Below are 18,225 nucleotides of genomic sequence, written 5' to 3'. Positions count from 1 at the left end.
CGGCGACCGGCCGTCGCGGCAGCTACGGCGACTACCTGCTGGCCACCCCCAACGCGGGTGCGAGGGCCTGCCAGGAGATCCCGCCGGCGCGGGCGGCGGCGATCAGGACCGGTTCGAGCCCGGCGAGTTCGGCCTGTGCCCAGCGCAGCAGCACGAGGGCGTCAAGCACCGCGTCCGGGCTGGTCGGCGCGCCGTCGGCAGCGGTGGGCCGCTCGGTGGCGTGGGCGGTGGCCGCGATCGCGGCGATCACCACGGCGAGATCTCCGCTGGTGGGTGCTGACGGCGGGCTCTGACCGCCGGCCGGTTCGTCGCGCATCCACCCCCTCCAACCAACGTCATCTTTTTGATGACGTCTCACTTGTCATCGTTACGATGACGTGTTAGAAAGACGGTATCGCGCATTGACCGGGAAGTCGAGACTGTTGGAGGTGGAACCATGTTGATGCGCAGCGAACCCTTCACCGAGGTCAGCCAGCTCGCCCAGCAGCTGTTCGGTGTCACGAGCCCTGGGACCTGGTCACGCCCGACGGCGATGCCCGTCGACGCGTTCCGTAACGGCGACGAGTTCGTCATCGCGTTCGATCTGCCCGGCGTGGACGCCGACGCGATCGACATCGACGTGGAGCGCAACGTGCTTACCGTGCGGGCCGAGCGCCGCCCGATCGATCTGGGCGAGCAGGCCACGGTGCAGCTGAGCGAACGCCCGCTCGGGGTGTTCTCCCGCCAGTTGTTCCTCGGCGACGCCCTGGACACCGACAAGATCGACGCCGGCTACGACAACGGAGTCCTGGTATTGCGGATTCCGATCGCGGAGAAGGCCAAGCCCCGCAAGATCACCGTTGCCGGTCGTGAACACACCGATCAGAAGGTGATCACCGGCTGACCCGGCGGTTCGCCGGGTCAGCCCTCCCGGGTCAACGGAGGTGGCGGGTGGTGACCAGTATGAGCGGCAATCCCACGGCGCAGGCGGGCACCGCGCTGTCCCCGGAATGGGACCGCGGGTTCGATGAGGCCTTCGCCGAACTCATCAGCGGCGACCCCGATCTGGTTCGCGCCGAGTTCGACGCCATCATCGACGCCGGCTTCAACGAACCGCCCGACCCACCGGCACCACCCGCCCCATCCGCCCCGTCCGCCGCCCGACCGGCGTCGCCGCGCCCGGAGTCCGGCTCGTCAACGGCGGCGCCTGCCGATTCCACCGAGCACCAGCCCGGGGCTGCCGGCGAGAATCCGCGATCCCCGCCCTGACACCCGCACGGCCTTCCACGCCGATAACATCACGTCCTCACCAGACGCTCCCGGCCGATCGGCCGGGAGCGTCTGCCTCTGGACAGCGCGGGAAATTACCCCGGCCAGGACGAGCCGCGGCCTGAGAGCACGAGATGCCAGTCCCGGAAAGAGAGCCGTTTCAACGTGGCCCGGGCGGCAGCGCCAGGCGGAGGGCGACGGCCCGGATACCTCTGGCCCGAAGCCAGTTGAACATTGCTCAGTGGATCAGGGCGGGCCCTCACGGTCCAGGCCGCCGGCCCAGCGGTCCGGGCTCTCCGTCTCACCGGCGCCCGGATCGTCGTCGACGACGGTCCGCTCATGCTCGGCGGCGAAGTCGGCGTCCCCATCAGCGTCACCGAGCGCCTCCATCGTCCGACCGGCCCCACCCGGGTCCGGCCGCGCAACGGCCTCCCCAGCCTCGTCCTGCGCGCCCCGCAGAGCCTTCTCGTCTGTCATGAATTGTCGGCCACCCGGCATTTCAGCCCGCAAACCCGGGAGGGTGTTTCAGGGCCATGATGCGGGGAACGCCAATGCCATGCGCATGCTCACCCGGCTGGAAACGGCCGACTCGCTCGACCCGGTCAGTGACAAGCTCCAGGAGGCGGTCGCCGCCCTGGTGCGGCCGCGCCGGGTACGCGACTGGCTGCACGGCACCTGGCTCGGCCATCCCCTGCACCCCGTGCTCGTGCAGGCCCCGGTCGGAGCCTTCGTCTGCGCGGCCGTCCTCGATCTGATCCCCGGCCGTAGCCGGTCGGCCACCACCCTGATCGCCGCGGGCACCGCGAGCGCGGCCCCGGCGGTCGCCGCCGGCCTGCTCGACTGGTCGGAGATGACCAAGGACCGCCGGCGCGTCGGCCTCGTGCATGCCGGCGCCAACCTGGCCGCGCTCGGGCTCTATGCCGGCTCGCTGCTCGCCCGGTTCCGCGGCGACACGACGCGGGGCAAGGCGCTCGCCTTCGCCGGCCTGTCGGTGGCCGGGCTGGGTGCCTACCTCGGCGGCCATCTCGCGTACGCACAGGGCGCCGGCACCAACCAGGCGGCGCCGGAGATCGCGCGGATACCACCGGGCTGGACACCGATGGGTTCCCTGGCCTCCCTGCCCGACGGGCGGCCCGTCGTCCGCAACGTCGGCGAGGTTCCAGTGTTGATCTACCGGCTCGGTGACCGGGTCACCGCCATGATCGAACGCTGCGCACACGAGAGCGGCCCGCTCGGCAAGGGCGACGTCGTCGGCGAGGGCTCCGAGGCCTGCGTGGTCTGCCCCTGGCACGGCAGCACCTTCCGGCTCACCGACGGCGCCGTCGTGCACGGCCCCGCCGCGAGCTCCCAGCCCGTCCTGCCCACCCGCGTCCGCGCCGGCCAGGTGGAGATCCGCCAACCCTGACCGTCGCCGAGCCGATTGCACCCACCGGCCGAACCGAGCCGGCCCGACTCGGGCTGGCCCGGATGGAGCCCGCCCAATTGAGCCGGCCCACATCGAAGCCGGCCCGAACCGAGCCGGCCCGAACCGAGCAGGCCTATTCGAGCCGGCCCGAACCGAGCAGGCCTATTCGAGCCGGTCCGAATCGAGCAGGTCACGGACGTCCGCCTCGCGGCCGCCCTCGACGACGGTGCCGTTCTCGAACTTGTCGATGACCCGCGGATCCACGTACGCGGAGCGGGCCACCGCCGGGGTGTTGCCGAGCAGGTCCGCCACCTCCTTCATCGCGTGCGCCACCGCCTTCGTCCGCTTCGCCCGGGTCGGCTGGGGCCCGGCCTCAGCAAGCTCGGCGGCGGCCTTGACCGTGCCGTGCCAGGTCCGGAAGTCCTTGGCCGTCATCTGCTCGCCGCTGATCTCCTTCAGGTACTCGTTGACGGTGCTCGCGCGGACCTCCTGCCAGCGACGCGCGGAGCGGTCCCAGTAGGCGAACAGCCGCCGCTCGCCGCGCCGGCGTCGCTTCAGGTCCTTGAGCACCGCGCAGACCTCGCCGTCGTCGACCGTGCCGGCGTGCTCGACGCCGGACTTGCCGGGGAACTCCAGCAGCACACAACCGCCCCGGGTGCGCAGGTGCTCCGGCCGTAGCGTGGACAGGCCGAAGGACGGGTTCTCGTCGCGGGCCGCGTACCGGTCGTTGCCGACCCGGAACATGCCCAGATCGAGGATCCGCACGATGGCGGCGAGGACCCGCTCCCGGGTCAGCCCGCGCCCGGCAAGATCGGCCTGGAGCCGGCGGCGAATCCTCGGCAGACGGTCGGCGATCTCCAGCATGTGATCGAACTTCTCCGCGTCCCGCGCGGTCCGCCAGGACGGGTGGTAGAGGTACTGCTTGCGGCCGGCGTCGTCGATCCCGGTGGCCTGGATGTGCCCGCGGGGATCGGGCGATATCCACACGTCGCGCCAGGCGGGCGGGATGACCAGGCCTTTGATCCGTTCCAGGGCGCGCTTGTCGGTCAGCCTGCCGCCATCGGTGTCCCGGTAGCTGAAACCCCGCCCGGCGCGACGGCGCGAGTAGCCGGGCCGGTCCAGATCACTACGCCGCAACCGCACCATCACTCTCGAGTCCTCGTGCCGTGGGCCGTCGAGCGGCTCAGTAGGGATCTCCGGTCCCGGGCAGCCGGCCCCGCACCAGGCCACCGGGCCGGCCCGGCAGGCGGGGATCACCGGACAGGGGCGGGCTCGCCGCACCGGCCCGATCGCTCATTCCGGCGATCAGCTCCCGCAGCGCCGTCACGGCATCCCGCCGGGGCCGCCAGCCGAGTTCGTCCGCCGCCCGCGCGCACGACATCAGCGGCGACTTCAACGCCAGCTGGATCCACCCGGCGTCGACCGGCTGCAGGCGTGACCACCAGGTGAGTGCTGCGGCGCCGGCCAGCACCGGGCCGGGAACCGGTACGCGCAGGCCGCGGAAGACGTCGGCCGCCACCCGGCTGTCGAGCACCGGGCCGGCCGCGATGTTGAACGCGCCCCGAACGTCGGCCCGCAGCACCCGGGCGTACACGTCCGCCACGTCATCGGCGTGCACGGCCTGCATCCTCAGCCGCGGGTGGTACGGGATCACCGGAATGCGCTGGTGGCGCAGCAGGCGGACGGGCAGCAGCGGCCCCGCGAAGTACCGCGCGATCTCGGTCCCGGCCGCCCGCTGGAAGATCAGCCCGGGCCGGAGCCGGACCACCCGGAGCGTCGGGTGGTCCGACTCCACCTCATCGAGGGTCCGCTCGACCAGGGCCTTGTGCCGGCTGTAGGACGAGCGCAGCACGCCGCGGCGCGGATAGCCCTCCGACACGAAGGCGTCCTTGGGCCCGGGCGAGTACACCCCGACCGACGACGCCTGCACCAGCGTGCCGACCCCGGCACCGACGGCGGCGCGGGCGATTGCGCGGCCGCCGAGCACGTTGGTGCGGAACAGCCGCCGCTGATCGTGGCTCGGCTGGATCTGCCAGGCCAGGTTGATCACGGCGTCGGCGCCGCGGAAGACCTCGGTCAGCCGCCCGGCCGCCCGCTCGCCGCCCACGTCCAGCGAGTGCCAGTCGACGTTGCCGTAGACCCCGTCCGGCTCCGGCAGCCGCCGGGCCACCCCGGCCAGTTCCAGGTCGGTCTCCGTCCGCAGGCGCCGCAGCAGGGCCGTACCGGCGTTTCCCGTCGCACCGACGATCACCACACGCATACACCCGGCGTACCCGGTATTGGAGGGTGTATGCGGGCGGTCAGGGCTTCAGGACGACCTTGATGCAGCCGTCCTCCTTGTTCTTGAACATCTCGTACGCGTGGGGCGCGTTCTCCAGCGGCAGCCGGTGGGTGACCAGATCGTCCACGCCGAGCGGGTCGTCGTCGCCGGTGAGCAGCGGCAGGATGTCGTCGACCCAGCGCTTGACGTGCGCCTGCCCCATCCGCAGCGTCACACCCATGTCGAACAGGTCCATCATCGGGAACGGATCGGCCTGCCCGCCGTAGACCCCGATGATCGAGACGGTGCCGGCCCGCCGCACCGACCCGAACGCGGTGCGCAGCGCACCCATCCGATCCACGCCGAACGCCTCGGTGGCCCGGCGTGCCAGCGCGTCCGGCAGCATCCCGGCGGCCTTCATGGCCGCCGCCTGCACCGGCGTGCCGTGCGCCTCCATGCCGACCGCCTCGACGACCGAGTCGGCGCCGCGGCCCGCGGTCATCTCGAGCACCGCCGCGGGCACGTCGTCGACGTCACCGAAATCGAGGACCTCGATGCCGTGCCGCCGCGCCATCGCGAGCCGCTCGGGCACGTCGTCGACCGCGATCACCCGCCCGGCGCCCAGGTGCCGGGCGATCCGGGCGCACATCTGGCCGATCGGGCCGAGGCCGGTGACCAGCACGGTGTCGCCGGGCTGCACGTCGGCGTACCTGACCGCCTGCCAGGACGTGGTCAGCACGTCGGAGAGGAACAGGTAGCGCTCGTCCGGGTGGCCCTCCGGCACCTTGATCGGCCCGAACTGCGCCTGCGGCACCCGCAGGTACTCGGCCTGACCGCCCGGGACCTGGCCGTAGAGCCTGGTGTAGCCGAACAGGGCGGCGCCCTTGCCCTCGGCGGTGACCTGGGTGGTCTCGCACTGGGCGAAGTAGCCCCGCCGGCACATCCAGCAGTGCCCGCAGGAGATGTTGAACGGGATCACCACCCGGTCGCCGGGCCTGATGTGGGTGACCTCCGCCCCCACCTCCTCGACGATGCCCATCGGCTCGTGCCCGAGAATGTCGCCCGGGTCGAGGTACATGCCCAGGACGTCGTAAAGATGCAGGTCCGAGCCGCAGATCGCGGTCGAGGTCATCCGGACGATCGCGTCGGTCGGTTCCTGAATGGCCGGGTCCGGGACCGTCTCCACCGAGACCTTGCCCGTGCCCTGCCAGGTGAGTGCCCGCATCCGGACGCCCTCCTCCCTCGTCGTCTTCGCCGCTGTTCGAAGCAGTGGATACCCACCGAACGGGGAAACCCACTTCGCGCGGCGTCAGACCGTGGCGATCGTGTACGCGACCTCGTCGACCAGTTCCCGCGCCAGGAAACCGGTCCGGCCGTAACGTGGCACCAGCCGCTGACCGCTGACCGCGTGGGCGAAGGCGGCCCAGCAGGCGGCCTGGTCGGTGTCGGCGCCCCGGCCCATCAGCCCGGTGACGATCCCGGCGCGGACGTCGCCGCTGCCGGACGTGCCGAGCCCGACGTCGCCGCTCTCCTCGCGCCAGCGCCGCCCGTCGGGTGCGGCGATGTGGCCGTACAGGGAGACCACCGCGGAGTAGCGGTCGGCGATCGCCGCCGCCGCGTCGGCCAGGTCGCCCGGATCGCGCCCGAGCAGATGACCGGCCTCCACGAGGTTCGGGGTGAGAACGACCCGCCGGGGGCGGTCGTCCAACAGCCCCGGGTGGCGGCTGAGCGCACCCAGCGCGTACGCGTCTAGCACGACGGCGGCGTTCGCGCCGGCCGCCGCGAGCACCCTTCGGATCAGGTCCGCCGTCTCGTCGATGTTGTCCAGGCCGGGTCCGATCGCGATGACATCCGCGTCCGCGGCCAGGTCGAGCAGGTGTTGCGGCACGTCGCCGGAGACCGACCCGTCGGCGGTCTCCGCCAACCCGACGACCTTCGCCTCCGGGACGGCGATGCTCAGCGCCGCGGCCGTACTGGAGGTGACGGCGAGTTGGAGCCGTCCGGCGCCGGCGCGCAGCGCGGCGACGCCGGCCAGCAGCACGGCTCCCGGGGTGAACCGGGATCCCCCGACCACGAGGACCGTTCCCCGGGACTCCTTGTCGCCGTTCGGTTCCGGCAACGGCCACTCCCGCAACAGCCGCGGCGTGATGACCTGCTCGAGCTCAGCCTGCTCAGACCGGTTCGGCACGGACGTCCTCCTGCCGGGTCGGTGGCACGCCCTCGGCGTGCAGGTGCTCGACGTGGTTGAACAATTCCGGTCGCAGGACGGCGCCGTCGCGGCGCCAGACGCTGATCGAGCAGTTCGCGACGGTGTTGGCCCGAACGACGTCCATCAGATCCGCCTCGCTCAACGACTCGACGAGGTACCGCACGAGCAGGACGATCGCCTCGTGCCCCACCAGCAGCACCCGGCCGTCCGGGTGGTCGGTGCGCAGGTCGCGCAGCAGGCTGCGGAGCCGGAGCAGCACGTCGGCCCAGGACTCGCCGCCCGGCGGCCGGTAGTAGAACTTGCCGAGCCGGCGTCGCCGTACCGCCTCGTCCGGCAGCCTGTTGGTCACACCGCCCGAGGTCAACAGGTCGAGCACGCCCAGCTCGCGATCCCGCAGCCGCTCGTCGACCACCGTGGGGATGGCCAGATCGGCCAGCGCCAGCTCGGCGGTCTGCCGGGTCCTGAGGTACGGCGACACCACCGCCACCTCGGGCCGGTCCTGCCGCGCCAGGTCGGTGAACCATCGCCCCACCGCCTCGGCCTGCTCCTGTCCGAGCCGCGACAGCGGTACGTCGGCGTCGCGTTCCGGGATGTCGATGACATCCAGCCCGGTCGCCTCCGCCGCCTCGGCGGCGACGTTGCCGCTGCTCTGCCCGTGCCGCAACACGCCCAGCCAGGCCAGCTCTGTCATGTCGTTCTCCGTCGGGCCGGTCGCATGCCGGTCAGTCGACGACCGCGTCGACGGCCTTCTTGAGCGCCGACGGCTGCGCGGGGCTGCGCGGTGCCTTCTCCCGCAGCTCGGTCATCCGCACGCCCAGCTCCTGCAGTTGCTTGCGGCCCAGGCCTTCGCGGACCTGCGGGAACCAGTCCTGCTCCTCCTCGTCGATATGGTGCGTGACGTTCTCGATGAGCACCGTCGTCTTGGCGTCGAACCGCTCGTCACCGGCGTCCATCGCGTACAGCTCCGCGCAGAGCACGTCCGCGACGTGATGCTCCTCGTACGATTCGAGGACGTCGTCCTCGAGGTCGGGCAGCAACTTGCGCACCTCGGGATACATGACCTCGTTCTCGAGGTAGGTGTGCACGGTCAGTTCCTCGATGATCCGCTTGACGAGCCGCCCCTTCTCGGCGCCGGCGTTTTCGCCGGCGTTCTGGAATTCGCGGAACAGCTTCTTGATCGTCTTGTGGTCTTCCTTGAGAATCACGATGGCGTCTGTGGACATGGGTTCCTCCGGTGAAGCGGTCAGCGATCACTCGACATGCCCGCCCGGGGAGCGAATAAACAGGTAACCCGCCAACCCGGGCGGAACCCCCGGCCCGCGCCGGGCCAACGTCACTCCACCGCCTCCGCCTCCTGGATAGGCTTGAAATGTGGCGACCGAGGGAATTGGCGTGCTCGTGCACAAGCCGCGGCGGATGAGTTCGTGCCTCACCCTGGTGGGGCTCCTGGCGGTGGGCGGCCCGGCCGGTTGCGCACCGGCCGGCGACCGTGCGCCCGCCGCGGCCACCGCCGCGGCCGGATTCTTCCGGGCGATCGGCGCGGGCGACGGCACCGCCGCCTGCGCGGTCCTGGCCCCCGACACCGCGGCCGAGGTCGCTCAGTCGGATGACCGGCCGTGCCCGGAGGCGATCCTGCGGCAGGACCTTCCCGCGCCGGGCCCGGTGACCGGGTCCGAGGTGTTCGGGCAGTGGGCGCAGGTCCGGCTCACCGGTGACACGGTGTTCCTCGCCGCCTTCCCCGGCGGGTGGCGGGTGGTCGCCGCCGGGTGCACCCGGCGCGCCGGCCGGCCCTACGACTGTGCGGTGCGGGGAGGCTGAGCCATGCGTACCCAGTTCGTGCTGCTGCTGGTCGTGGTCGCGGCCGGGCTCGTCTATGTGATGGCGCTGGGGGTGCTGCACCGGTGAGACGGTTTCTGCGGGAGAACTCCCTGGGTCTGGCGTTCGGGTTGCTGTTCCTGATCGCGTTGGGCGGGCAGGCGCTCGCCGGGCACGCGGACTTCAACCAGCAGCAGGTCGCGGACGGCCTGCCGCCGGTCTCGCTCGGGCGTTACGTCACCTCGGCCAGTTTCGGCACCGACGTGGCGGAGAACTGGCAGTCGGAGTACCTGCAGTTCTTCCTTTACATCCTGCTCACCGTGTGGCTGTTGCAGAAGGGCTCACCGGAATCGAAGGCGCTCGACAAGCCCGGCCGGGAAACGGACCGCGAACAGAAGGTCGGACCGTACGCCGACGAGAACTCACCGCCCTGGGCCCGCGCCGGCGGAGTCCGGCGCGTGCTGTTCTCCAACTCGCTCGGCCTGGTCATGGGTCTGATCTTTCTGTTGTCGTGGCTGGCGCAGTCGATCGCCGGACACGCCGCCTATGACGAACAACAACTCGCCGGCCTGCAGGACCCGGTCACCTGGCCGGAATACCTGCTGGAGCCGGATTTCTGGAACCGCACGCTGCAGAACTGGCAGTCCGAGCTGCTTGCCGTCGCGTCGATGGCCATCCTCGCGATCTTCCTGCGGCAGCGCGGGTCGTCGCAGTCGAAGCCGGTCGGCAGCCCGCACACCGCGACCGGCATCGAGGGCTGACCGGACCGCCGACCACCGTCGCTACAGGGCGCTGAGCCGGTCGCGCAGTTCCTCGGCGTAGAAGTCGATGAACCCGTCCGGGTCGGGGCCCGCGTTCATCAGCGCGATGTGGTCGAATCCGGCGTCGGCATAGGTCCGCACGGCGTTCACATAGGTCTGCGGGTCGGCGCCGTTGGCGAACGTCGCGCGGATGTCGTCCTCGGTCACCGGCGCCGAGGCCGCCTCGAAGTTCGCCGGGTTGGGCAGCTCCGACATCACCTTCCAGCCGAGCACAGCCCACGGCGCGGTCCGCAGCGCGGCCTTCACTCCGTCGTCCGGGTCGGCGGCCCACGCCATCGCCACCTCGGCGTACCGAGGGCCGGCTCCGCCCGCGCCCGCGTAGGCCGAGACGAGGTCCGGGCGCGGCTCGGTCGCGAACAGGCCGGTGCCGTGGCTGGCCGCCAGCTCGGCCGCGTTCGTGCCGCCGGCCGCGACGGCGATGACCGGCGGCCGGTCGGGCAGGTCGAAGACGCGGGCGTCCTCGAGCCGCAGGTACTTTCCCTCATACGAGCGGTACCCGCCCTGCCACAGCAGGTCGATGATCTCCAGGGCCTCGCGCAGCAGCTCGTGGCGGCCCCGCACGCTCGGGAATCCTTCCCCGGTCACGTGTTCGTTGAGCCGCTCCCCCGAGCCGACGCCGAGCGTGAACCGGCCGTCCGAGATGATCGCCAGCGTCGCCGCGGCCTGGGCCACGATCGCCGGGTGGTAACGCACGCTCGGGCAGGTCACACCGGTCACCAGGCCCAGATCACGGGTGCGTGCGGCGATGACGCTCAGCACGTTCCAGACGAACGGTGAGTGCCCCTGGACGTCCAGCCACGGGTGGTAGTGGTCGCTCATCTCGACAAAGTCGAAGCCGGCCCGCTCGGCCCGCAGCGCCTGGTCGATCAGTTCCTTCGGGCCGAACGCCTCGGCCATCAGCTTGTATCCGATCCGCATGAACCCTTGGCTTCCCACCGGGCACCCCGATAAACCGGGCACCCGGTGCCGGCTCGCAAGCGTTAGATGCGCTGAATTTGGAAACGTTGGTTGGCGCCGCCGCCGGGGGTCCACTGGGAGACCCGTGCGCCGTCGGCGGTGGCCGCCTGCCACACGTCCATGGCCAGTCCGCTCTGACGGTTGAGAAGTCTGACCACCGCGCCGCCCTGGTCCTCCACCCGCCACTGCTGGCCGATGGTGTCGGCGTCGGGTTGCTGAGTGATGTCGGCGCCGGTGCCGGTGCCGGCGACCTGCAGCACCAGGCCGCTGTGCCGGGCCCGGATCCGGTAATAGCCGCCGTCGGAGGACAGAAAGTCGAACTGCTGATTGAGAGCGCTGGTGACCTGCCACTGGATCAGCTGCGCTCCGGCTGCCGTCGACGCACCGTTGATGTCGAGGGCCTTACCGCTGTGCTGGGCCACCAGCCGGTAGTTCACGCCGGTCTCCACCGTCCCCGACCGTGCGGCCGACGCGCGGTAGGTGTGGCCGGCCTGGCCGGCGAACTGGACGAGGTCGGATTCCAGCCGCGTCGGCTGCACCGCGGCGCCGCTCGTTTCGTCGCGCATGTCGAAGGTGCCGGTGAAGATCCGGCTGCGGACCAGGACCGTACCGGCGCGGTCGGGTGTGATGACGAGTTCGGTGCGGGCGCTGTTCCAGGAGGCGCCGACCGTGTGCCCGCCCCGGCCGCGCAGACCGGTGAAGCTGCCGGTCGACCACGCGGGCGGCAGCGCGGGCAGAACGTGCAGCTCGCCGTTGTGGCTGTGCAGCAGCATCTCGGCGATCCCGGAGGTGGCGCCGAAGTTGCCGTCGATCTGGAACGGGGGGTGCAGGTCGAACATGTTCGGCGCGAGCCGGTCCGTCCGCACCAGGTCGCGGATGAGTTTGTGGGCGCGCGTGCCGTCCTCCAGCCGCGCCCAGAAGTTGATTTTCCAGGCCAGCGACCAGCCGGTACCGTCATCGCCGCGTAGTTCCAGCGTCTGGCGCGCGGCCTGATGCAGCTGGGGCGTTCCCCGCCGGGTGATCTGGTTGCTGGGATGCAGGCCGTACAGGTGGGAGACGTGCCGGTGGTTCCGCTCGGTCTCCACCCAGTCGGCGAGCCACTCCTGGATGTTGCCGCGCGAGCCGACCCGGGTCGGCGCCAGCCGGTCCCGTGCCGCCAGAATCTGGGTGCGGAAGGCGGCGTCCACGCCGAGAGCCTCACCGGCGCGCGCGACGCCGTTGAAGAGATCGCGCAGGATCTGGTTGTCCATGGTCGGCCCGGCGCACACGCTGGCGTTCGCGTGGTGGGGCAGCTCCGGAGAGTTCGAGGGGTTGGTGACCAGGTATCCGTTCGCCGGGTGGGTCACCAGCGAGTCGAGGAAGAACTGCGCGGCGCCCTTCATCGCGGGATAGTTGGCGCGGAGGAATTCGACGTCCCCGGTGAACAGGTGGTGATCCCAGATCATCGTGGCAAGCCAGGCGCCTCCGGTCTGCCACATGCCCCACAACGCGCCGTCCACGACCGACGATCCGCGCCAGGCGTCGGTGTTGTGGTGGGTCACCCAGCCGCCGGCGCCGTATTGCACGGTGGCGGTGCGGGACCCGGTCACCGCCAGGTCCTTGATCATGTCGAAGACCGGCAGGAAGCATTCGGAGAGGTTCGTGGTGTCGGCCGGCCAGTAGTTCATCGGCAGGTTCGCGTTGATGGTGTATTTGGAATCCCAGGACGGGGCCATCTCCTGGTTCCAGATGCCCTGCAGGTTGGCCGGCTGGGTGCCCGGTCGCGAGGAGGCGATCAGCAGGTACCGGCCGTACTGGAACAGCAGGGCCGACAATTGCGGGTCGTCGACGCTCGCGTGCTGGGCGATCCGCACGTCGGTGGTCTGATCGGCGGCCGGCGTACGGCCCAGGTCGATCGTCACCCGGTTGAAGAGTGCCTGATGGTCGGCCACGTGCCGGGCGCGCAGCTGGTCGAAGCCGACGTTGCGGGCGGCGGCGAGGTGCCGGCGCGCGATGCCTTGGTAGTCACCGTTGACCGTGCGGTAGTCGACGTAACTGGAGCCGACGGACACCAGCACGGTGACGCTCGTGGCCCCGGCGACCCGCAGCGTGCCGCCGGAGCCGCTGACCGTGCCCCCGGTGACGCTCGCGCCGGCCAGGGCGAGGAACCGAACCGAGCCGGCGATGCCCTCCATGTCGCCGGAAATGCCGTCGAGAGCGATCGTCGTGGAGTCGGGACTGGACACGGTCGTCCGCTGTGGGCTGTCGAACGTGGCGTTGAAGGTGATCGCATTGGCCCTGTCGGCCGTCAGCCGTACCGCCACCACCTGGTCCGGCGCGCTCGCGAACACCTCACGCTGATATCGCACGCCGTTCAGCACGTACGTGGTGGTCACCGTCGCGGTGGTCAGGTCCAGCGTCCGGTTGTACGCAGACGCGCCGGTGGCGCTGCCGACGGCGAGCCGGAGATTGCCGACCGGCTGGTACGCCAGCTGCCCGACGGGGTTGCCGAGCATCGTCTGGTTGATCAGATCCTGGGCCGGGACCCACTGGTCGGCGAAGACCCGTCGCCGGATCTCCGCGAGGTTGGCCGCGCCCCGCGTGTTGGCCGAGTCGTAGGGCCCACCCGCCCACACGGTGTCCTCGTTGAGCTGGAGCCGTTCGGTGTCGATGTTGCCGAACACCATGGCACCGAGGCGGCCGTTCCCGATGGGCAGGGCGCGCAGCCAGTCTGTTCCCGCGGGCGCGTCGTACCAGAGCGCCAGGTCCCCGGCGGCCAGCACACCGGCCGGCGGCGCGGCATCGGCCCGGGCGGTCGCGGTCCACCCGGCCGGCAACAGCGCGGCCCCGGCCCCGGCCATCCCGGCGGCGAGGAGCTTTCTGCGTGTCATGTCAGGCATGTGATGTCTCCCAGCGGCGAATCACGGAAGGACCCAGCGTTGGTTTGCGGCGCCGTGGCAGGTCCAGATGATCAGTTGGGTCCCGTCAGCGGTGCCCGCGCCGTTGGCGTCCAGGCACTTGCCGGACTGCGGGTTCACCAGGGAGCCGTTGGCCCCCGGAGCCCAGTTCTGGCCGCCGGAACCGTTGCAGCTCGACAGCTGGACCGGCGCGCCGTTCGCGGTGCCGCCGCCGGCGACACCCATGCATTTGCTGAGCGATCGCAGGGTGTTCCCGTTGACCGTCCACTGCTGGTTGGCGCTGCCGGTGCAGCCCCACAGCTGGATTTTGGTGCCGTCGGCGGAGCTTGCGCCGCTGACGTCGACGCACTTGCCCGCGGCGCCGGTGATCGGGCCGGTCCGGGGCGCCGTGCCGCCCGACTCCCTGATCCGGATGTTGCGGAACGACACGTCGTCGCCGTCGCCGTTGTTCTGCAGGCCGATGTAGCCGGAGGTCAACGACCGTGCCGGGTCCGTGTTGGTGAAGTCGTTGACGGTGACGCCGTTCAGGAGGACCTGCAGCCGTTCCCCCTCGACCACCAGCTCGAACGTGTTCCACTCCCCCGGTGGGTTCAGCGCCGCGTCGCGGGCGGCGATGTCGGCCGACTTGGCCCCGTACACCGCGCCGGTGGTCCGGTCCGGCGTGTCGGAGGCGTCGATCTGCACCTCGTACCCGCTGCTCATTGCCGAGTCCGGGTCGCTGCCGGCCGGGAACCCGATCAGCACGCCGGAGTTGTCGTCGCCCGGCATCATCCAGTCGAGTTTCAGCGAGTAGGAGCGGAACTCCTTGGTGCTGTACCACAACAGGCCCGGCCCGCCGGACGACGTCAGTGTCGCGTTGCTGTTGCTGAACCCTCCCGGCCCGGCCTGGGACCAGCCGGTGGTGGCACCGTTGTAGAGGCTGCTGTAGCCGGTTTCCGGCCGGCAGTCGGCCTTGGTGCGGTTGGCCGCGTACCTGATGCCTCCGAGGATGAGCGACCGGAAGCCCGGCTCGGTGTAGCCGGCCTGGGTGTGGCCGGCTCCGGTGTAGAAGGAGCGTCCACCCTGGAGGACCTTGCACCAGGTGTGCGGGTGGTCACCGCCCATCGTGCCCCCGGTGTAGCTCGACTCGTCCAACGCCGAGAGCACCCGGGCCGAGGACCGGGGATTGGTCCGGAAGTTGTACCACTCGTCGGTGCGCGTCACCGCCGGCCCCAACCCGGCGGTCGCCGCGTGCGCCCGGTCCTCCACCCGCACGGTCGCCTGCTGGATCGCCGGGTGCGAGGAGAAGTACGCCCCGACCAGCTGGCCGTAGAACGGCCAGTCGTACTCGGTGTCCGACGCCGAGTGCACGCCCACGTACCCACCGCCGGCCCGGATGTAGTTCTCGAAGGCGGTCTGCTGGGTGGTGTTGAGCACGTCGCCAGTGGTGTTGAGGAAGACGACGGCCTCGAACTGGGCCAGGTTGGCCGCGGTGAACTGGCCGGAGTCCTCGGTCGCGGTGACCGTGAAGCTGTTGGCCGCCCCCAGCTCACGGATCAACTGGACGCCGGCCGGGATCGAGTCGTGCCGGAAGCCGGCAGTCTTGGAGAAGACCAGCACGTCGTACGGTGCGTCGGCGGCGATCGCCGGTGTCGCGCCGGTGCCGACGAGGGTCAGCAGCGCCGCCGCCGCGCCCAGGACTGTGCGGGTGAGTGGTCGCATGGCCGGAATTCCTCTCATGGCAGTGTCCAGCGTTGGTTGGTGCCGCCGTGGCAGGTCCAGATGATCAGCTGGGTGCCGTTGGCGGAGCTGCCGCCGTTGGCGTCCAGACACTTGCCCGAGGTGCGGTTGACCAGGGACCCGTCGGACCCGGCCGTCCAGTCCTGAGCGCCGGAACCGTTACAGGTCGACAGCTGCACCAGGCCGCCGTCGGCCGTCGCGCCACCGGCCACGCCCATGCACTTGCCCAGCGACCGCCAGGTGTTGCCGTTACGGGTCCACTGCTGGTTGGCGCCGGCGTTGCAGGTCCACAGCTGAATCTTGGTGCCGTCGGCGGAGCCGGCGCCGTTGACGTCGACGCACGAACCGCTCGCGCCGACGATCCGGCCGGTGCTCTCACCGCTCGGAGCCGTGCCGAGCGTGAACGCGTCCACGTCGAACAGCGTCCCGGTGCCGCCGTGGAACGTCAGGTACAGGGTGGTGGTGCCGGCCGGGGCCCCGGACAGGGTCGTCGACACCTCGGTGAAGGTTTCCCAGCTTCCGGTCGCCGGCACCGTGACGGATCCGAGGACCGTGCCGGTGGGCGATCCGGTACGCACCGACAGCGTGCCGCCGGCGCCGCCCGACGAGACCCGGGCCGTGAACCGGCTCTCACCCGCGAGCGCGTATCGCTCGAACGCGATCCAGTCGCCGTTGTTGATGTCGCCGACCGTCTGCCCGCCCTCCGCGGCCGCCTTGCTGAACAGGGAGGTGCCGGACTGGGTGCCGCGGTGCTCGGCCTGCCGGTGCCGGGGCTGGAGAATCTGCTGCGTGTGGGTGGTCAGCGCGGGCTGGCCGTCGGCGCCTCCGTCGGTGTATTCCGCGTCGAACACCGCGTACAGGTTGGCCGCCGTGTCGTGCTCTCCGTCCACCGGAATCTGCAGCGTTCCCGAGCATCCGGTGCTCGAGGTGATCGGATGCGCGTGGTCGTCGTGGCCGAGCAGGTAGGTCAGCTTCACCCGGGCGCAGTCCACGGTGCCGTCCTCGGGGTCCGACACCGTGATCGAGTACGGCACGCTGTCACCGAACTTGAAGAGCGTTCCGTCGACCGGCGTGGTCAACACGACCGTGGGTGCGGTGTTGCCGACCGTGATGGTCATCGAGGCGGAGGCGGTGAGCCCGGCGGGATCGGTCACGGTGAGCGTCACCGTGCGCTGGCCGCTGGCGGCGAAGGTGTGGCTGGGGTTGGCCGCCGAGGATGTGCCTCCGTCACCGAAGTTCCAGGAATAGGTCAGTGCACCGCCTTCGGGGTCCGACGAGCCGCTCGAGGAGAAGTCGACGGTCAGCGGTGTGGCGCCGGACGTGGGATCGGCGGCGACGCGTGCGATGGGTGCCTGATTGTTGCCGGCCTGGCTGTACTCGATGCGGTACAGAGCGGAACTCGCGTCGCCATTGCCCCAGCCGGTGCCGTAGTCCAGCACGTACAGGGCTCCGTCCGGGCCGAAGGCGCTGTCCATGATCTGCGTACCGCGCCACGGGAATTCGGTGATCTGTCCGGCCGACCCGTCGGCGTTGACGTCGATGCTCTTGATCCAGCGCCGGCCGAACTCCATCGCGAAGTAGTGCCCGTCGAGGGCGGCCGGGAACTTGACCGTTGACGGGTTGGCGGCGTCATAGCGGTACACCGCGCCGCCCATCGGCGACTCGGAGCCGCACCCGAACGCGGCCAGCGAGCAGTTGTCGTACTTGATCCACGCCGGGCGCGCGGCCGGCAGGCTGGTCAGCCCCGTATTGTGCGGGGAGTCGTTGACCGGCGCAGCGCAATTGAACCGGTTCCCCGACGGCCCGGACGGGAAGACATAGTCCACATAGGTCTCCGACGTGGTGTTCGAGCCGGTGCAGTAGGGCCAGCCGTAGTTGCCGGCGGAGGTGATCCGGTTGAACTCCACCTGACCCGCCGGACCGCGCGTCGCGGTGGTCGTGCCGGCGTCGGGTCCGTAGTCGGCGACGTACAACGCGCCGGTCGGCTTGTCGACGCTGAGCCGGAACGGGTTGCGCAGGCCCATCGCGTAGATCTCCGGCCGCGTCCGGGCGGTGCCCGGCGGGAACAGGTTGCCCGACGGGATCGAGTACGTCGCGTCCGGGTTCACCTTGATCCTCAGCACCTTGCCGCGCAGGTCGTTGGTGTTGCCCGCGCTGCGCTGCGCGTCGTAGACCGGGTTGCGATTGCCGCGCTCGTCGATGGGCGTGTAGCCGCTCGAGTCGAACGGGTTCGAGTCATCCCCCGTGGACAGGTAGAGGTTGCCTGCCGCGTCGAAATCGATGTCGCCGCCGACGTGGCAGCACATGCCGCGACTCGTCGGCACCTCCAGAACGGTCATCTGGCCGGCTGTGTTGAGGGTGTAGTCGGCGTTGAGCGTGAACCTGGAAAGCCGGTTCACCCCGTTCCACGCGGAGAAGTCCGTACCGGTCGCCGGCGCGTCACCGCCGGGAGTGGACAACGGCGGCGCGTAGTACAGGTAGATGAACCGGTTGCTGGAGAAGCCCGGATCCACCCCCACGCCCTGCAGGCCCTCCTCGTCGTGGGTGTAGACCGGCAGGGTGCCGATCACGGTGGTGACCCCGGCGGCGGTGGTCCGGCGCAGCACGCCGTTGCGGGCCGTGTGCAGCACCGAGCGGTCCGGCAGCACCGCCATCGACATCGGCTCGCCCATCTCTGCCACCCCTCGGGCGAGCTCGACCTGCTGGAAGTCGGCCGCGTTGACCGGGTGAGCGGCGGCCGGCGACCCGGGGCCGAGAACGGCCGCCACCATGCCGGCGGCCGTAAGAACGGCGGCCGCTGCCGCCGCCATCGCGCGTGTTCCCATGGATGATCACACCTTCGTCGTCAGCGTCAGTGGGCGCCTGCTGTGGGGTGTGACGGCCTGAGGCTGTGG

Annotated in this window: 17 protein-coding genes; 5 read left to right on the top strand and 12 right to left on the bottom strand. The window is 70.7% G+C overall.

The window, feature by feature from the left end:
• Window positions 1-31: 31 nt before the first annotated feature.
• The gene (locus tag AB0F10_RS10545) at window positions 32-316 is read right to left on the bottom strand and encodes a hypothetical protein (RefSeq protein WP_360622256.1); all 285 of its coding nucleotides are present in this window, start codon (window positions 314-316) and stop codon (window positions 32-34) included.
• 120 nt (window positions 317-436) lie between these two features.
• Here AB0F10_RS10545 and AB0F10_RS10540 point away from each other — a divergent pair, with 120 nt between their 5' ends.
• Window positions 437-883, top strand: coding sequence for an Hsp20/alpha crystallin family protein (locus AB0F10_RS10540; protein WP_360622254.1), 447 nt, complete (start codon window positions 437-439; stop codon window positions 881-883).
• A 59-nt stretch (window positions 884-942) separates the two neighbouring features.
• On the top strand, window positions 943-1,248 hold the full coding sequence (locus AB0F10_RS10535; protein ID WP_360622251.1) for a hypothetical protein: 306 nt from the start codon (window positions 943-945) through the stop codon (window positions 1,246-1,248).
• 246 nt (window positions 1,249-1,494) lie between these two features.
• Here the strand turns inward: AB0F10_RS10535 and AB0F10_RS10530 are convergent, their stop codons facing one another.
• Window positions 1,495-1,725 carry a hypothetical protein gene (locus AB0F10_RS10530; RefSeq protein WP_360622249.1) on the bottom strand — a complete coding sequence of 77 codons (231 nt, stop codon included), beginning with the start codon at window positions 1,723-1,725 and terminating at the stop codon, window positions 1,495-1,497.
• Window positions 1,726-1,804: 79 nt separating this feature from the next.
• Between AB0F10_RS10530 and AB0F10_RS10525 the strand changes: the two genes are divergently transcribed.
• Window positions 1,805-2,653 carry a Rieske 2Fe-2S domain-containing protein gene (locus AB0F10_RS10525; RefSeq protein WP_360622247.1) on the top strand — a complete coding sequence of 283 codons (849 nt, stop codon included), beginning with the start codon at window positions 1,805-1,807 and terminating at the stop codon, window positions 2,651-2,653.
• 162 nt (window positions 2,654-2,815) lie between these two features.
• Here the strand turns inward: AB0F10_RS10525 and AB0F10_RS10520 are convergent, their stop codons facing one another.
• The 6 genes from AB0F10_RS10520 to AB0F10_RS10495 form a co-directional block, all read right to left on the bottom strand.
• Complete coding sequence (locus AB0F10_RS10520; protein WP_360622265.1) at window positions 2,816-3,796, bottom strand: DNA topoisomerase IB; 981 nt, start codon at window positions 3,794-3,796, stop codon at window positions 2,816-2,818.
• A 40-nt stretch (window positions 3,797-3,836) separates the two neighbouring features.
• A complete protein-coding gene (locus tag AB0F10_RS10515; protein ID WP_360622245.1) occupies window positions 3,837-4,913 on the bottom strand; it encodes an NAD-dependent epimerase/dehydratase family protein in 1,077 nt (358 codons plus the stop codon).
• A gap of 40 nt (window positions 4,914-4,953) precedes the next feature.
• Window positions 4,954-6,138: a zinc-dependent alcohol dehydrogenase gene (locus AB0F10_RS10510; RefSeq protein WP_360622243.1), complete on the bottom strand. Its 1,185-nt coding sequence runs from the start codon at window positions 6,136-6,138 to the stop codon at window positions 4,954-4,956.
• A gap of 84 nt (window positions 6,139-6,222) precedes the next feature.
• Window positions 6,223-7,101, bottom strand: coding sequence for an NAD(P)H-hydrate dehydratase (locus AB0F10_RS10505; protein WP_360622241.1), 879 nt, complete (start codon window positions 7,099-7,101; stop codon window positions 6,223-6,225).
• Entirely contained in the window at window positions 7,085-7,813 is a 729-nt protein-coding gene (locus AB0F10_RS10500) for a histidine phosphatase family protein (RefSeq protein WP_360622239.1), read from the bottom strand. Before AB0F10_RS10500 ends, AB0F10_RS10505 begins: the two co-directional genes overlap by 17 nt.
• Window positions 7,814-7,844: 31 nt before the next feature.
• Complete coding sequence (locus AB0F10_RS10495; protein WP_360622237.1) at window positions 7,845-8,345, bottom strand: hemerythrin domain-containing protein; 501 nt, start codon at window positions 8,343-8,345, stop codon at window positions 7,845-7,847.
• Window positions 8,346-8,493: 148 nt separating this feature from the next.
• On the opposite strand from AB0F10_RS10495, the gene AB0F10_RS10490 reads away from it, so the two are divergent.
• Complete coding sequence (locus AB0F10_RS10490) at window positions 8,494-8,940, top strand: hypothetical protein (RefSeq protein WP_360622235.1); 447 nt, start codon at window positions 8,494-8,496, stop codon at window positions 8,938-8,940.
• 83 nt (window positions 8,941-9,023) lie between these two features.
• Complete coding sequence (locus tag AB0F10_RS10485) at window positions 9,024-9,698, top strand: DUF6766 family protein (protein ID WP_360622233.1); 675 nt, start codon at window positions 9,024-9,026, stop codon at window positions 9,696-9,698.
• 21 nt (window positions 9,699-9,719) lie between these two features.
• Here AB0F10_RS10485 and AB0F10_RS10480 read toward each other — a convergent pair whose 3' ends face one another.
• The 4 genes from AB0F10_RS10480 to AB0F10_RS10465 all read right to left on the bottom strand — a co-directional run bounded on the left by AB0F10_RS10480 (window position 9,720) and on the right by AB0F10_RS10465 (window position 18,102).
• The gene (locus AB0F10_RS10480; RefSeq protein ID WP_360622231.1) at window positions 9,720-10,676 is read right to left on the bottom strand and encodes a TIGR03557 family F420-dependent LLM class oxidoreductase; all 957 of its coding nucleotides are present in this window, start codon (window positions 10,674-10,676) and stop codon (window positions 9,720-9,722) included.
• Window positions 10,677-10,738: 62 nt separating this feature from the next.
• Window positions 10,739-13,594 carry a glycosyl hydrolase family 95 catalytic domain-containing protein gene (locus AB0F10_RS10475; protein WP_360622229.1) on the bottom strand — a complete coding sequence of 952 codons (2,856 nt, stop codon included), beginning with the start codon at window positions 13,592-13,594 and terminating at the stop codon, window positions 10,739-10,741.
• Window positions 13,595-13,615: 21 nt separating this feature from the next.
• Window positions 13,616-15,313, bottom strand: a complete 1,698-nt coding sequence (locus AB0F10_RS10470; RefSeq protein ID WP_360622227.1) for a ThuA domain-containing protein — start codon at window positions 15,311-15,313, stop codon at window positions 13,616-13,618.
• A 14-nt stretch (window positions 15,314-15,327) separates the two neighbouring features.
• Window positions 15,328-18,102, bottom strand: coding sequence for a PQQ-dependent sugar dehydrogenase (locus AB0F10_RS10465; RefSeq protein ID WP_360622263.1), 2,775 nt, complete (start codon window positions 18,100-18,102; stop codon window positions 15,328-15,330).
• Between the last annotated feature and the right edge of the window lie 123 nt (window positions 18,103-18,225).

This window comes from Actinoplanes sp. NPDC026623 (assembly GCF_040638275.1).
Classification (GTDB): Bacteria; Actinomycetota; Actinomycetes; order Mycobacteriales; family Micromonosporaceae; genus Actinoplanes.
This window is presented reverse-complemented; position numbering and strand designations above follow the sequence as displayed.